General features: G+C 42.8%; 16 protein-coding genes. 2 read left to right on the top strand and 14 right to left on the bottom strand.

What is annotated here, in order from left to right:
• Positions 1-370 precede the first annotated feature (370 nt).
• The 12 genes from AC3A54_RS12180 to AC3A54_RS12125 all read right to left on the bottom strand — a co-directional run bounded on the left by AC3A54_RS12180 (position 371) and on the right by AC3A54_RS12125 (position 9,925).
• Positions 371-592 (bottom strand): hypothetical protein, encoded by a 222-nt coding sequence (locus AC3A54_RS12180; RefSeq protein ID WP_335544362.1) that lies wholly within the window; start codon positions 590-592, stop codon positions 371-373.
• 97 nt (positions 593-689) lie between these two features.
• Complete coding sequence (gene cls, locus AC3A54_RS12175) at positions 690-2,213, bottom strand: cardiolipin synthase (protein ID WP_487654644.1); 1,524 nt, start codon at positions 2,211-2,213, stop codon at positions 690-692.
• 130 nt (positions 2,214-2,343) lie between these two features.
• Entirely contained in the window at positions 2,344-3,717 is a 1,374-nt protein-coding gene (locus tag AC3A54_RS12170; protein WP_487654643.1) for an LVIVD repeat-containing protein, read from the bottom strand.
• A 258-nt stretch (positions 3,718-3,975) separates the two neighbouring features.
• A complete protein-coding gene (locus tag AC3A54_RS12165; RefSeq protein WP_487654642.1) occupies positions 3,976-4,575 on the bottom strand; it encodes a PP2C family serine/threonine-protein phosphatase in 600 nt (199 codons plus the stop codon).
• A complete protein-coding gene (gene sigB, locus AC3A54_RS12160; protein ID WP_308081867.1) occupies positions 4,568-5,362 on the bottom strand; it encodes an RNA polymerase sigma factor SigB in 795 nt (264 codons plus the stop codon). The genes AC3A54_RS12165 and sigB overlap by 8 nt, the downstream gene beginning before the upstream one ends.
• Positions 5,328-5,810: an anti-sigma B factor RsbW gene (gene rsbW / locus AC3A54_RS12155; RefSeq protein WP_487654641.1), complete on the bottom strand. Its 483-nt coding sequence runs from the start codon at positions 5,808-5,810 to the stop codon at positions 5,328-5,330. Before rsbW ends, sigB begins: the two co-directional genes overlap by 35 nt.
• A 61-nt stretch (positions 5,811-5,871) precedes the next feature.
• Positions 5,872-6,186 carry an anti-sigma factor antagonist gene (locus AC3A54_RS12150; RefSeq protein ID WP_487654640.1) on the bottom strand — a complete coding sequence of 105 codons (315 nt, stop codon included), beginning with the start codon at positions 6,184-6,186 and terminating at the stop codon, positions 5,872-5,874.
• Between the two features lie 53 nt (positions 6,187-6,239).
• Positions 6,240-7,247, bottom strand: coding sequence for a PP2C family protein-serine/threonine phosphatase (locus AC3A54_RS12145; protein ID WP_335544366.1), 1,008 nt, complete (start codon positions 7,245-7,247; stop codon positions 6,240-6,242).
• A gap of 14 nt (positions 7,248-7,261) precedes the next feature.
• A complete protein-coding gene (locus AC3A54_RS12140; RefSeq protein WP_487654639.1) occupies positions 7,262-7,663 on the bottom strand; it encodes an anti-sigma regulatory factor in 402 nt (133 codons plus the stop codon).
• Between the two features lie 3 nt (positions 7,664-7,666).
• Entirely contained in the window at positions 7,667-8,029 is a 363-nt protein-coding gene (locus AC3A54_RS12135; RefSeq protein ID WP_308081860.1) for an STAS domain-containing protein, read from the bottom strand.
• 3 nt (positions 8,030-8,032) lie between these two features.
• Positions 8,033-8,860, bottom strand: coding sequence for an STAS domain-containing protein (locus AC3A54_RS12130; protein ID WP_487654638.1), 828 nt, complete (start codon positions 8,858-8,860; stop codon positions 8,033-8,035).
• A gap of 126 nt (positions 8,861-8,986) precedes the next feature.
• Entirely contained in the window at positions 8,987-9,925 is a 939-nt protein-coding gene (locus tag AC3A54_RS12125) for a magnesium transporter CorA family protein (RefSeq protein WP_487654637.1), read from the bottom strand.
• 162 nt (positions 9,926-10,087) lie between these two features.
• On the opposite strand from AC3A54_RS12125, the gene AC3A54_RS12120 reads away from it, so the two are divergent.
• Together AC3A54_RS12120 and AC3A54_RS12115 are read left to right on the top strand one after the other, a co-directional pair.
• Complete coding sequence (locus AC3A54_RS12120) at positions 10,088-10,354, top strand: hypothetical protein (RefSeq protein WP_487654636.1); 267 nt, start codon at positions 10,088-10,090, stop codon at positions 10,352-10,354.
• Positions 10,355-10,419: 65 nt separating this feature from the next.
• Positions 10,420-11,124, top strand: coding sequence for a TrkA C-terminal domain-containing protein (locus tag AC3A54_RS12115; RefSeq protein ID WP_487654635.1), 705 nt, complete (start codon positions 10,420-10,422; stop codon positions 11,122-11,124).
• A 505-nt stretch (positions 11,125-11,629) separates the two neighbouring features.
• On the opposite strand, the gene AC3A54_RS12110 is transcribed toward AC3A54_RS12115, so the two are convergent.
• A complete protein-coding gene (locus AC3A54_RS12110; RefSeq protein ID WP_487654634.1) occupies positions 11,630-12,916 on the bottom strand; it encodes a hemolysin family protein in 1,287 nt (428 codons plus the stop codon).
• Positions 12,917-12,988: 72 nt separating this feature from the next.
• Positions 12,989-14,485: a mechanosensitive ion channel gene (locus AC3A54_RS12105; protein ID WP_487654633.1), complete on the bottom strand. Its 1,497-nt coding sequence runs from the start codon at positions 14,483-14,485 to the stop codon at positions 12,989-12,991.
• Positions 14,486-14,570: the final 85 nt, after the last annotated feature.

The following is a 14,570-nucleotide window of genomic DNA, read 5'->3' as shown; positions in this document are numbered from 1 at the left end:
AATTTATAGTAATATTGATTTGGGTCATCATCATGTCCTCCGTTTATGGTTTTCTTGGTCGAAAACATTGTAACACGGGTCATGATGATGACCTATTTTCTTTTTACACAATTATATGGACTTAATCGCATAGAACCCCTCTATGAGCCCTTTTGCTGTTTTTTTCTTTCTCTTCGGGCTCATAGAACCTTCCTACGTTACCCAAGGCTATCCATTCCACTAAGTTCAGGCTCATAGACTCCTCCCAGGTTACCTGAATCTCTCTTTCCTAATCGATTAGGGCAGGTAAACCCATATACTACAATTATCCAAGACTGTGGTGCGACATAATTAAAAAAACGCACCTACTAAAGGTGCGTGCTTGCGTTTGCTATCTTTTTTTCTTTTTAGAAAGATCCAGGGCTGCTTGTTTATTTTTATTGACCTTTTCTAAGACCACTTGCACATGGACATTTTTCTCATCCACATTGGTTACTTTAGCAACTGTCCCTTTTAGCCCTTTAATCTTGATGGCTTCTCCTTCTTCCGGCACAGTCCTGAGAAGCTGTGTTAATAATACATTTTTGTTTTCTAAAAAATGAACAGCAAACATGATCGAATCACCTATTTTCATATGGTATGGTTAGAATTCCTTCTACCTAAAAATATTAGATTCGAGTGAAATTTAGACCTCCATCCAAAAGTTTGACTTACAAAACCCCCGAAAACAGCCGAGCGAAGCTTTCTTTGAATTTGACCACTGGTTTCCTTTTGTAAAATTCAACAGCGCGAATGCGGCGGCAGTCGTTAAGGTCCTCTTGGAAGTGGTCAACCAGTTCGGCAATTGAGTCTGTTCCTGATAAAAACAAATTGACTTCGAAATTCAAATGAAAGCTGCGCATGTCGAAGTTGGCGGTTCCAATCGAGGCCAGGTCTCCATCGACAATAAGGACCTTTTTATGAAGAAAGCCCTTTTGGTAGGAATAGATTTCAATTCCTGCACGCAGCAGTTCTGGAAAATAGGATTGCGTCGCATACTGGGTAAGAAACCCATCATTCGTTTCAGGTACCATTAAGCGTACCTGGATGCCTTTCCTGGCAGCAATCCGAAGAGCCGTTTGGATGGACGGGCTCGGAATAAAGTAGGGGGTGGCGATCCAAATGGATTCTGTGGCCGAGGAAATCATCGCGTAATAGTGATCACTCATATCACGTGTTTCGGGACCAGTTGCGACAACATGTACTAATCCATCACCGTCCACCGGTTTCGGTTCCAAATAGCGTTCATTTTCAAAAAAGTTCTCACCTGAGGCATAGAGCCAGTCTAGCAAAAAGACGGCATGTAAGGTTTGTACGGCCTCCCCTTCGAGAATGAGGTGGGTGTCGCACCAAAAGCCAAAGTGGTCGTCCTCTCCCAGGTACTCGACCCCGACGTTTAAGCCGCCGACAAAGCCGATTTTTCCATCGATGACGATGATTTTGCGGTGATTTCGAAAGTTGAATTTTTGATTGATGAATCCTGCTTGGATCGGTAAAAAGGGGTGAATCTGAATGCCGGCTTCCTCCATGATTTTTAAGTCGGCTGTGGAAAGGGAGAAGCTGCCGACTGCATCGTACATGAGACGGACCTCTACACCGGCCTGGACCTTTTCTGTAAGGATGTCAATGAGCTCTTTCCCCAGGCGGTCATAGCGGAAAATATAGTATTCGATATGGATAAAGTCCGTTGCTTGCTGGAGTCGACGTTTAATTTCCTCAAAGGTTTCATCTCCGTTTTTCAACACTTTCGTTCTTGTATTCTGATTCCAGTTGGTTAAGGTTACCCGCTCCAAATAGTTCGCAAATTCACGCTGGTGCTCATTTAACCCGGACATCGTCAGTGTTGCGGTCCCACCACCAGCCATTCCCCATTTCTGTTTGTTCAGCTCCTCAAACATGTCCCGGTCGAGGCTGCGTTTCCTTTTAAACAGCTCGCCTTTATGTACCAGTTGGCCGGAATAGACGTAGAAGATATAGCCCAGTATTGGCAGGAACACTAATATATACATCCATAGCAAGGTGTTCTGGGCTGGGCGGTTTTCGAGCCACAGTGAGACCACTGTATTTACAATCATAATGGTGTAAAACGTGAGGCAGAGTGCTTTCCAGTGAAAGGGGACGTCAGTGCACAACGCCACGTAGCCAAAAATCATCATCATGAGGACATAAACAAATTCTACCCTGAGTTTTTTCATATAGAGTTCTCCCCATAGCTTTTTACAAATGAATACCCTTTCCTTGAAAAAGCTAAACCAAAGCAGGCAACGCCCCCATAACAGCCCAAATAAAAACAGGAGGTCCTTAAAGGAGCTCCTGCCACTTCTTTTATTCCAATTCACCATTGCCTGCATTTTTTTGTAAAACTTTTAAGCCTGATCCAATATCAGAGGCCAAAATATAGTTTCGGTCTACAAATACGCCCCAAATATTTGATTTGCTTGGGATATAGATGCCTGTTTCTTTCGGGGCTGATGGGTCTGTGATATCAACCGTTCTTACACCACCCGAATAATGGGATAGATATAAGGTATTTCCATGGACCTTAGGATCATGGACAGTGGCCCCACCAGGAATGACCCCGGTAAAATCGGTTCTAAATGTGCTCAATAGCATTGGTTTTGATTTGTCCTTAATATCATAAATCATTGTGTAGCCATATGCCGATTCGAATCCTTCTCTTACTGGTCCGAATACTTCTCTAGTCTCAACTAAGACAGTGCCTCCCTTGGCCAAGTCCATAGAGTGTGCTGCCCCTTGAACAGTATTAGCAAAATCGGTTCTTCCGAGGTAGACAGGGTTTTTCGCATCGCTGATATCAAGCATAATCGTCCCTAAATCCCAGTATGATAGGAAAGCAGTTTTTCCAGTTTCATCTGTTTTTACACTATGCGCAAATGCCGTACGTTTAATGCCTTCTTCATCTGTCCAGTTGTAGCCGTCATAGTTTTCATTGCTGACTTGAGAGATGTAATTACGAGGATTAAACTCGTAAACGGTTTCCGGATTAGATGGATTCGATACATCTACAATAGACACATCCATTCTTTTTCCATGCGAGTAATAATCTGCATAGCAATCAGCTGTCAGAACATAGACGTTATCTCCTTGAACGGTTAGATACAGCTCATGGGTGCCGCGTGATCCTGATGAAGAGGATTCCCAAAAACCGAGTTTTTTAGGTTCAAGGGGATTGGTTACGTCATAAAGGACAAATCCACCTTGTGTATTTGAATCCAATCGATTCGTTTTTTGCACACTTACTGCCGCCAAATCTCCCTTAAAGTTTTTCGTATTGACCGATTTTACAATTACTTTTTCCTGCCATGTGCCTGGAATATCGGCAAAGTGAGAAACTTCTACTGGGTTGGATGGGTTCTTCATATCAAATATCCGAACTCCCCCTCCGCCTCCATTGGCAGAATGGGTTCCTAAGTAGGCATACCCTTTATAGCCATATACATCGCCTGTTGTATTTTTAACACCTGGGCGGATTTCTTGCAATTGAACTGCCGCTACTTCCTTGAGGTTGCCTGTATTCTTACTGCCTTCAAGCAATGGGACTGCCAGTTCTACACCTGCCAGGTTTTCTCCCTTTTCTTCGCCTCCACCCAATTCATCATGAGCGAAAACGGACGTTCCTCCTGCTGAAAATACTAATACTCCTGCAATTGCCGCATTGACTAAAAATTTCTGTTTCATCTTAATTCCTCCCCTTTAATATCAACCTCTATGTATGCTTCTAATGTAATTTTAATCTTAAGGAATATTTTTCTATTTTTATATAACCAATATTTCCTAATGTTTCTACACAATTGGACAAATTTCCCATCGTTCCATTTATCTAGTTTTTTAGAGAGGATGTGATGTTTTCACTATAATTAACTGGTTAACGCACTGACTTTTGTCCCCCTTCTTCCTTCTACGAACCAACAAAAAAAGCCGACCAAACTATTTCTATTAAAATAGCTGGCCGACTAAAAAGGTGGCGTCATCTTTTCGCTTCGTCATATGCAGTTTTAAATGGTTGGACATATCTTCAATCGACTGGAATCGGGTTAGCTCCTGCTTAATCGAAGGGAGATGAAGGCCATCCGTGTGCATCATAAATTTGGAGTTTTCTTCATAGGGAAAGGTATCAATTCGATAGGTTTGCGGCTTTCCTGATAAAAAGCCAGTAACAGGAATGGGATAAATATAGAGTCCTGAAGGAAGATAGAATACAAATTGAATGTTACCCACGGAGCAGTAGGTGACTTCCTTCCGTTGAAAATGGGCCTTTAAAACCGAAACGGTGGCGCCTCTCTTCAATTTCAGTGCTTGATTACAATAGTCCATCAGCACCTCGACTTCTTCATGATGGTGCTGCTCAATCACTTTCCTTACAGCATCCGATGACTGATTCGCGTACAGCCCGCTCCCTAGACCGTCAGCCACCGAACAGATAAAGTACTCGTCCGTTGCCTTCATGAAAAAACTATCACCATTAAAGCTATTTCCTTCTTTTTGAATTTGAAAGGCACGTGCTTGAACATATGCGTTGGTTTCATGATCAAGCATGAGTAACCCCTGAATAGGCATCCTTAACTAGTGCCTTTCGTAATTTTTCAATCGCCTTTTTTTGCAGACGTGATACGTGCATTTGTGATATTCCCAAAAACTCACCTGTTTCCTTTTGACTCTTATTTTCGATGTACGTCCAGTGAATAATTTCTCTTTCTCGGTCCGATAACACATGGAGGACACTTTCAAGCATCATGCGTTGGTCCACTTTTTCAAAACCTTCGTCCTTCGATCCCATCACATCGAGCGCCGTAACCGTACTTCCCTCAGATCCGGTTTCGATTGGTTGGTCAACAGAAACGGATTGATAGCTTTTCCCCATTTCCATTGCTTCTAGCACTTCTTCTTCACTCACATTCAAATAATCGGCAATTTCCGGGATTTTCGGTGAGCGTTGATACAGATTGGTCAGCTCGTCCACTACAGTTTTAAGCTTCGGCCATAATTCCTTCACGCGTCTCGGCACATGGACACTCCATGTTTTATCTCGTAAGAATCGCTTGATTTCTCCAATGACCGTTGGGATTAAAAACGATTCAAACGACCGTCCAACATCTGGTTCGTATCGCTTAATTGCTCCTAATAACCCAATCATCCCTACCTGCATGATATCCTCATGAAAGTCCCTGCCCTTTGAAAATTTATTGGCAAGACTCCCGACAAGAGCGGTATAATTCTCCACGAGGATTTGCTGCACCTCTGGAGAGCCTGTCTGCTGCACCTCGAGAATGAGGGCATCAATTTCTTCCTTAGTTCGCTTCACGGTTTGAGATGGTTTGGTCATGATTTTCACGCTCCCCACTTACATTCTTCACCATGAAGACCGTTACCCCGGACTGATTCGATACACGGACCTCGTCCATGAGCGTTTCTATCAAAAATAGACCTAACCCTCCTTCTGCCAAATCGTCCACTGTACTTGATTTTGTGTAAGGGCCTAGTTCTTTTTTCGTTTGGATAAAATTAAAGCTTTGTCCGTAATCAGCGACCATCATTTCTAATTTATCCGGGTAGATCCCAAAGCCGACGATGATTTCTCCACCTTCATCACTTTGGTAGGCATGCTGTACGGCGTTCGTTGTTGCCTCACTAATGGCAATTTTTATATCCTCGATCTCCTCGTATGTAAATCCCATACGGCTCGCGATACCTGATAATGTTAACCGGATTACCCCCACATAATCGGGTTTCGCTGGAATCTTCATTTCGATATAATCCATCACTTGGTTCATACTCCCCCACCTTTTCATATGCAAATAATTTTTGCCGTGTTTGTTTTACTATCGTCCCGTTCTAATTGGTAGCAATGGTAATAATATTGCTTAAACCGGTAATTTCAAACAACCGTTTCAGTCGGTCAGAAAGGTCAACCAGTTTCAATTCGCCTTCATTTTTCTTCAGCTGTTTGAAAAGGCCCACAAATACACCTAGGCCTGTACTATCTAAATAAGACACATCCTTCAGACTGATGACAATCGATTGATTTTTCCCTTCTGCTAGAGGTAAAAGCTCATCCCTCAGCTGTGGTGCTGTAAAGGCATCGATTTCGCCTGCAATCTTTACGACTGTATCCTCATTATTGTGATATTTATCTATTAGTAGATTCATTCTTTGATCACCTCAGGATTATTTATTTTTTACATACCCGCTTCAACAAAAGTCTAAACCTTTCTTTTTAAAATAATTAAAGTAAAGTCGTCACGTATTTCAAAATTCTGAATTCTCTCGAGGTCACGATAGATATTTTCTACCATTTCTTGTGCAGGCAGATGCTGATATTTACGAATAAAATCCGTGATGACGGACCGTTCGATAAAGCCCTCTTCGGTTCTTGATTCGGTGACACCATCTGATAATAAAACAATCATATCACCCGGCTCGACTTTTTTCTCATATTGATGATAGCTGGCATTCGGGTCCACTCCGAGGACGAGACCTTTTGCGAGGATGTCCGAAAATGTATCCTTAGACGATTGATAATAAAAACCTGGTTCATGACCGGCTGATGCATATGTAAAGGTATGTTCATGTGAATCATAGATGCCATATAGCATAGTAATAAACATACTCGAATCGACATTGTTTTCTACGACTCTATTTAAATTTTCGAGCACATGTTGTGGATGGACACGTGACTCTAGCAGACTGTCCATCGCATATTTAATCATCGACATGCACAGAGCAGCAGGGATGCCTTTGCCAATGACATCAGCGACCGCAATACTGATTAACTGCTTGTCTTGAACAAATCGATAATAATCACCATTCATTTGCTTGGCAGGAATACTGATAGCGCCAATATCTAACACATCTATTTGGGGAATTTTCGTTTCTAAAAGGTTATCTTGAACGCTCGCAGCAATCTCAATTTCCGATCTGATTTCAAGCTGCTGGTCACGGAGGCTTTGATGTTCCTGGTAGGCTAAACCATAGTCCATCATTACCTCTAATAGAAAGTCGCAGGAAGCGAACACTTCTTGCGGGAGGTCGGGGAAAAGCTCCTTCAATGCCGTACAATGCACATTGATAATTTCTTCAGGGGAGATTTGGTGTTCCATTGCTTTTCGACTAAACTTTTGTCCTTGATATAGTGCTGCTTCGGTTGATTCTTTCAGATAGCTGTATAGTATGCTGCGATATTTTGATTGAAACATATCTTTGAAATCCATTTCTTCACACCCTCCTAGCGAAGCCATTTCACCACCTGAATGCTCGTTCCTTCTCCCACCTTAGAAGTAATGCTGAACTCATCCATTAATCGTTTCACCCCTGGTAATCCTGCCCCTAAGCCACCCGATGTGGTAAATCCATCTTCCATTACTTTTCTTATATCATGAATGCCTGGACCTTTGTCCGAAGCAATAACCTTTAAGCCGCATTTTCCTAATTCATACATGCGGTCAATTTCGATTTCGCCTGTTCCAGCGTACAGATAAATATTGCGGGCCAGTTCCGAAATCGCTGTTGTGATCCTTGCTTGGTCAACCGAACCGAATCCAAGCTCCTTTGCAACGTTTCTCCCAAGCTGACGCGCTGCAACGATATCCCATTCAGTTATAATTTTCACACAGGATTCGTTCTCCATGCTTTACTCCCCCAACTCCCGCTGTAGTGTTTCCAACCCTTTTTCTAAATCTAGTGCTGTTCGCACATCTTGAAGGTGTATCCCTAGTTCTACTAGTGTGATCGCTACAGCTGGCTGGATACCCGTCAACACCACTTTTGCACCCATTAGATGGGACATACTGACCACATCGCCAAGCACCTTGGCAATAAAGGAATCTATCACGTCCACAGAGGTCAAATCAATGACAACACCGCCCACTCCTGTCTCATGGATCTTGGAAAGAAGATCCTCCTGAAACTGTAACGCAGTTTGGTCATCCAGCTCCCATTGGATCGAGATGAGCAGGCAGTTGTATAATTTTAAAATTGGAATTCTACCATTCATTGCTTATTCCCCCACTGAGACAATTTTGCGATTAGTCATTTCCAATGCAGCGGCAACCCCTTTTTGCAGGCTGTTTTTCGTAACGACCTGATTGAGGTTAATCCCTAAGTTAACGATTGTCTGCGCAATCTCTGGTCGAATGCCGACGATTAAACACTTGGCCCCCACTAATCGGACCGCCTCTGATGCTTGAATAATATGATGGGCCACCATCGTATCTACTACTGGCACACCCGTAATATCAATTAACACGACTTGTGCATGATGCTTCACGACACCCTGCAGTAAATTTTCCATAATCCGCTTTGCTCTATCGGTATCGATTGTGCCGACCAATGGCATCACAGTGATATTGTCGAAAATTGGAATCAGCGGTGCTGACAACTCCTGAAGAGCAATTTTTTGCAATGAAACAGTCCTTTGCCAGGACGATGCATAGTGATTGAGCACTTCTTTGTTAATCGGCGTTACCCATTTATCATAGGCCCAGCCAAATTCAATCTGTTCTTTTTCCGATGCCTCTCCCACCATGTGGAAGAACATAATTTTGGAAAACTCCATTAAGCTGTCCATAATAAAGTTTAGATTCCAGCCTAATTGGACCAACTTTTGCGCGAAATCTCTCATTTTGTTCTTCGCTTGGTTGTCCTGATTAATTAAATCATGAACTAATATATTAATATATTCATCGCCAATATTCGTATAGACTTGGTCGGTTATGACAGTTGAAAGTTTCTGCTCATCCATCGAGCTCATTTTTTCTACCCACTCTTGTAAAAGCTGTCCCCTGTTCGCTTGAATAAACTCAATCATTCGAGTTGCGTTTTCCATCTTACCTCTCCCATCCTACCTTTTTTCCTATTATTTCTAGTTACTATTATACCAATATACTCTATACAAAAAAATCACCATAATGGACTAGACCAAAAGTACTAGTTCCTGGTCAATTATTGTCCCTCACTTGAAAAAGGAGCCTCGTTTTTTCCCTTTTAATAGATCTCCTGTCCAGCCTTTGATCTTTAAATACGCATAGAGAAGGATGGTGGAGATGACGATGAGAATGATCGATAATGGATAGCCAAAGCTCCATTCAAGTTCGGGCATATGCTTGAAGTTCATACCCCACAAGGCCCCGAAAGCCATAATCGGGGTAAACACAGTGGTGATTACGGTTAACGTTTTCGTGATTTCATTTCCTCGATGGGAGGAGATGACTTCCTCTAAATTGATGATGGAATCAAGTTCATGTTCGTATTCCTGAAGAAGGGTCAGCGCTCGCTCAATCCGTTTGCAAGTCATTGGGAAAATTCTTCCCTCACACGGTTCATGAAGATTCACTTCTTCGATCGCCATCTTTAGCTCTTTGACCGGAATGAGGAGACTCTTCCACACTAATAGTTCGTGCCTGCGCAAATAAACGAGCTCGAGTATGCTCGTTTCATTTCGTTTGCGGATGCTCCAGATCAGGGTTTTTAGGTCCTCTTCAAACCGGTCAATTTCAACTAGCCATGCATTCATCCATTCTGCGATGAACAGCATGAAGCCTTCGACGGCGTTGGTAGTTTGGCTGATTTGACTTTGGAGAAGCTGGAGATCGATGTGTTTCAGGGTGTCCCAATCAAGGTCGATTGTTACCCATTGATCGGTGGTGACATAGAAATGAAAGAATTTGACGTCATGTTCCTCTTCGAAGCTTTGTTTATAGATGAGTGTGCCTTTGACTACTTTTTTTCCATTAGGGGTGATGGATACCCTGAGGCAGTTGGTTTTGTTGTTTTGAATTTGTTGCAGCCAATCGATGCTGCTTTCATGCTCAAGGATGGGGGTGAGTTGCTCGATTTCTTTTTGTTTCGCCTGAATCCAGGTCCAGTTGGTCGGTGTTCGGTAGGTGATCATGGCGGTCTCCTTTTTTTATGTTTAAAGTTCCCTGTTTGGTCGGAATTGAAACTTTTATGTTTGAGGGTTGTTTTAGTGGGTATACATATTTCAAATAGAATATTCGATTGGTTGATGTAAATGGATGATTTTTGGAACTACTTTTTCTAGGAGGGATTTGTAATGAAGCAAGTGTTTGGAATGAAATCAATAGTAGCTGTGGGAATTGGCGCCTCTGCTGTGTGGTTGTCGTCAAAGCCAAACCGCGTCAAAGCAGAAACGATACTGCGGGAGTGGAAGCGAAAGTTTCTACCCACAGTTTATGAAAAAGCCGAACAGCTTCCGATTGAAAAAGGCGGACACCCACATCCCCACGATGTCGAAGACAACAACATGGTAAGTGAAGGCGCGCAGTACTCGGTCCAGTTCTATAATGAAAAAATACAATAATCTTTGGGGACAGTCCCCCACTGCTTTAAAGCGGTGGGGGACTGTCCCCAAATTGAGGTGGAAATATGGTCCTCTTCTTTTTGCTGGTATATTTTGTCATTATTACGGCGGTTATTGAGATTTTTGTGGTGCTGTTTCGTTGTACGGGCTTGAAGGTGGAAATCTCACGGTTTCAAGTGATTTCGATGATGACAGGAACAGGATTTACGACGGGTGAATCTGAGCTGATTTTAGGACACCCGATACGAAGGAAACTGGCTATTTTTTTAATTCTGTTTGGCGCTTTCTCGCTTGCAGTGATTATTTCCTCGATCAGTCAGTTTCTTTCAGAGGGGCTCCGAACGAAGGAAATCTTAGCCGTAGCCGTTGGGGTGCTGCTGGTCTTTGTTGTGCTACGTATGTCTCGGATGCAGCGGCTGTTGTCCACGTTGTTTAACCGTCAAATGAAACAGAATGTGGAGCTCGTTGATTTGCCAGTAAGGGATGTGTTTTTATCCTCTAAAAAGGAAGCCGTGCTCAATCTGCCTATCTATAAGGAATCGTCGCTACATAACCGTACGATTCATGATGTCATTCCAGGACATCAAGGAATGGATTTCGTGGTCCTCTTTATTCAACGAGGCGGAATGAAATTGAGGAAAGATATCTACGGGGTGGTGCTCCATGAAGGTGACCAGCTCCTATTATTTGGGGATAAAAAAGTGCTGTGGTCAGCCTTTGAGCATGATTGGCGGGTTCTTGAGGAGAAGCGGAAGGACGAGGAAATGTAGACAGAACAAAAGGAGGAGGGGCTATGCGCTAGAGCTAGATTCGGACAACTAGTTCAGTTACCACACTCGGACCTTTTTATAATTTCCTAACAACAAAAAAACCAACGGCATGAGACTCGCTGACCGTTGGTTTGCACATTTATTTTCCTGTTTGTGGGACGAATTCTAAGAAGCCCTTTATTTGTTCTGGCGTGTAGACCTGGCTCAAGTATCTTCTTTTCAAATTATGTGTTGATCCCCTCTTAAAGTACCTTTAATATTTCCTATTTTATATGTTTTTCTGTCTTACTCGTCACTTTCGATGAATTACTCGTCAAATATATGATTTACTCGTCGATTTTCTATTTTATTCGTCTAAATTCACACTTTACTCGTCAATAACCTCATTTTACTCGCCAACTACTAAACTACAACCATTCCTCCATAAAAACACCACAGTTATCAAGGATAGTGGTGGGACAGAATTATTCACTTTTGAAAAAAGGTCCTTGGGTAAGAACCTTATTCATCGTCTCTCAATTTTTAGATACAAAATATGATACCCATCCACCTCTTCCACGGTAAACTCATAGCCCTCAGCTTCTACAGAAGCCCCAAACTCGACATCGCCATTTTGTTGTAGAAACCATCCGCCGATCGTATCGACGCCATCTTCCGATAAATCTGTACCGAGTAGATTGTTCACCTCACTGATACTCAGCTTGGCATCTACCACAAAATTATTTCCCGGAAATTCTCTGACCGCCGCGACTTCTTCGGCGTCAAATTCATCTCTTACCTCACCAACTATTTCCTCCAGGATATCCTCGACCGTCACTAACCCAGAGGTTCCTCCATATTCATCCATTAAAATCGCCATATGCGCATGTTCCGTTTGCATTTTCACCAACAAATCATGAATCGGAATCGACTCAATCGCCCGGATGACCGGCTGGATAAAGGTTGATAACGTCCAATCTTGTTCCTTCTTCAATATAGAGGAGGTTAAAAACATTTTCACATTCAACACACCTAGAATATGATCCTTGTCCCCATCCATGACTGGAAAACGAGTATATTTATCCGTCCTTACTGTTTGGATTACTTTTTGTAGACTATCGTCGACAGACAAACAAGACATCTCAGTCCGCGGAACCATAATTTCCTTGGCTGTCCGCTCATCGAATTCAAAAATATTATTTACATAAGTCCACTCGTTCTCGTTGATTTCCCCACTTTTAAAGCTTTCGGACAAAAGAATCCTAAGCTCTTCCTCCGAATGCGCTAGTTCATGCTCCGAAACCGGCTTTAATCCTACCATTCTTGTAAGCATTCGTGCCGAACTATTCAATAGCCAAATAAACGGATACATAATTTTGTAAAACCACATCATTGGTGTAGCAAACAGCAGCGTAATCGTCTCCGCTTTCTGGATTGCTGCCGTCTTTGGCGCCAATTCCCCTGCGACCACATGCAAGAAGGTGACGAGAGCAAAGGCGATTCCTATCGATAAAATATGGGTAAGTGATTCATTCAAGTGGAGGGCTTCCATCAACGGGTGCAGCAGCTTTTCTACCGTTGGTTCCCCAAGCCACCCAAGTCCTAATGCTGTTACCGTAATCCCCAATTGGCAGGCCGATAAATATTCATCTAAATGAGATACCACCCTTTTGGCGGCAACCGCTCCCTTCTTTCCTTCCCTCAGCAATTGCTCTATTCTCGAAGGCCGAACCTTCACAATCGCAAATTCAATCGCCACAAAGAACCCGGTCAAAGCAATCAACAAAGCAACAGATACCAACTTCATCATCATAAATTATCCCACCTTACAGAGATGGGGTCAGTCCCCCACCGCTGTAAAGCAGTGGGGGACTGACCCCAAATTTTACTCCTCGAGTTTTTGGTCTAGTTTGCGTAGATATTTGGCTGCGAATTCTTTTCCTCCGATTCCGAAGGCTAGTCCAAAGGCGAGGGCCAGTCCACCAAGGACAAGGATGAAGGCTGCATTGACAATGCTATGTGCGACACCGAGTTGATCTAGTGCCATAAAGATGGTAATCGCAAACACAGCGTATTTCGCTACCGCTGCCAGTGTGCGAGAGTAGGTTTGTTTCAACACATTTTGTAAGATTCGCTCCACCAAGTGCCCAACGTATAAGCCAACCCCTAAAATGACAAGAGCCGCTAGTAGCATTGGTAAATACGCAATTACACCTGTCGCGAGTGTCACTAAGAAGTTTAGATGTACAATTTGCAAGGCTTCCACAGTGAATAACAGAACCACCACGATTTTTGCCAGCAACCCTACCAACTGTGACAAGGTTGTCTTCGAAGCATCCGGAGTTAATGAGCCGACGCCCATTCTATGGAATAGACTATCAAACCTTACTCGCCACAGCATTTGGGTGACGATTTTCTCCACCATTTTTCCAAGCCAAATCCCTGCTAAAATCAACAATACGGCCACAGCAATGTTTGGAATCATCGACAGTACCGCACGAAGCATGCTGATTGCTGGTTCCGAAACGCCCTTCAAATCTAATTTTTCTAAAGCCGTAACAATCGTTGGAAGTAAGATTAAAATAAACGCGATATTTCCAATAATATTTGCAAGGCTCGCTCGTCCATCTACGGATTGATCGAAGCCTAAACGCTGACTTACTTTTTCCAGCCCTACATTCGTTAATAGGTTTGTTAACACATCACGAACGATTTTGGCAATTAACCAGCCGATGAAAATAATCAATGCGGCTGCAAATAATTTCGGAATAAACGCGAGTAACACAGATAACGTTTGTGCAAAAGGCTTTGAGATGCCTTCCATATGCAGTGCGCCTAATACTCCTGGTAAAAATAAGAGAAGCACAAAGTAGAAGATTGCCTTTGAGATGCTGTTCACTTTATTCATCGAATCAATTTCACCTTTTGCCAGCTTCCGTTTCACTAAATGATTTTCTAAATTGAAGCGGGCTGCTGCTTTTGTGAAAAGATTAGACAGCAAGAACGCGACCACCCAGGCAAACAGTAAGATAAGTGCTGCTTTTAATAGATTAGGAATTGCCGCCGTAATGGTCGAAAGCATTTGAACGAATGGTGTGGCAATAAAGCTTAAGCTCAACATATTGAAGAAAATCGTCCAAACTACTACTAATAAAAGATAGTAAACTATTTTTCCGATTATCTTTTCTGATGAGTATTTTCGCTTACCAAACTTTGAAAATAGCTTGTCGTCAAAGCTGGTCTTTCTTAAGGCCGCTTCTACGCCTCGGCCAATCCACTTGGCGATTAGCCAGCCCACTAATAGCACTACTAATGCCATGATTAGGTTGGGAAGGTCTTGAAAATAAGAGGACCAGCCCATCATCATTTCGTTTACGTGCATATCATCTCTCTCCTTTTCATCCACTCGAATTTGTTCTGCTATCTGTATTACCCCCTCTCCTCTTATTCAAACCAACAATCTAGCA

The sequence above is a fragment of the Neobacillus sp. Soil_C_43 genome, from assembly GCF_057656715.1.
The sequence above is the reverse complement of the archived record's forward strand: the minus strand, read 5'-3'. Positions and strand labels throughout refer to the sequence as shown.

Bases quoted from the DNA above. Each gene is read 5' to 3' on its own strand.
- AC3A54_RS12110 (WP_487654634.1), bottom strand. From the start codon at position 12,916: ATGATGATGAAGTTGGTATCTGTTGCTTTGTTGATTGCTTTGACCGGG.
- rsbW (WP_487654641.1), bottom strand. From the start codon at position 5,810: ATGAACCAAGTGATGGATTATATCGAAATGAAGATTCCAGCGAAACCC.
- AC3A54_RS12105 (WP_487654633.1), bottom strand. From the start codon at position 14,485: ATGCACGTAAACGAAATGATGATGGGCTGGTCCTCTTATTTTCAAGAC.
- sigB (WP_308081867.1), bottom strand. From the start codon at position 5,362: ATGACCAAACCATCTCAAACCGTGAAGCGAACTAAGGAAGAAATTGAT.
- AC3A54_RS12165 (WP_487654642.1), bottom strand. From the start codon at position 4,575: ATGCTTGATCATGAAACCAACGCATATGTTCAAGCACGTGCCTTTCAA.
- AC3A54_RS12170 (WP_487654643.1), bottom strand. From the start codon at position 3,717: ATGAAACAGAAATTTTTAGTCAATGCGGCAATTGCAGGAGTATTAGTA.
- AC3A54_RS12150 (WP_487654640.1), bottom strand. From the start codon at position 6,186: ATGAATCTACTAATAGATAAATATCACAATAATGAGGATACAGTCGTA.
- AC3A54_RS12180 (WP_335544362.1), bottom strand. From the start codon at position 592: ATGTTTGCTGTTCATTTTTTAGAAAACAAAAATGTATTATTAACACAG.
- AC3A54_RS12120 (WP_487654636.1), top strand. From the start codon at position 10,088: ATGAAGCAAGTGTTTGGAATGAAATCAATAGTAGCTGTGGGAATTGGC.
- cls (WP_487654644.1), bottom strand. From the start codon at position 2,213: ATGAAAAAACTCAGGGTAGAATTTGTTTATGTCCTCATGATGATGATT.
- AC3A54_RS12125 (WP_487654637.1), bottom strand. From the start codon at position 9,925: ATGATCACCTACCGAACACCGACCAACTGGACCTGGATTCAGGCGAAA.
- AC3A54_RS12115 (WP_487654635.1), top strand. From the start codon at position 10,420: ATGGTCCTCTTCTTTTTGCTGGTATATTTTGTCATTATTACGGCGGTT.
- AC3A54_RS12140 (WP_487654639.1), bottom strand. From the start codon at position 7,663: ATGGAGAACGAATCCTGTGTGAAAATTATAACTGAATGGGATATCGTT.
- AC3A54_RS12145 (WP_335544366.1), bottom strand. From the start codon at position 7,247: ATGGATTTCAAAGATATGTTTCAATCAAAATATCGCAGCATACTATAC.
- AC3A54_RS12130 (WP_487654638.1), bottom strand. From the start codon at position 8,860: ATGGAAAACGCAACTCGAATGATTGAGTTTATTCAAGCGAACAGGGGA.
- AC3A54_RS12135 (WP_308081860.1), bottom strand. From the start codon at position 8,029: ATGAATGGTAGAATTCCAATTTTAAAATTATACAACTGCCTGCTCATC.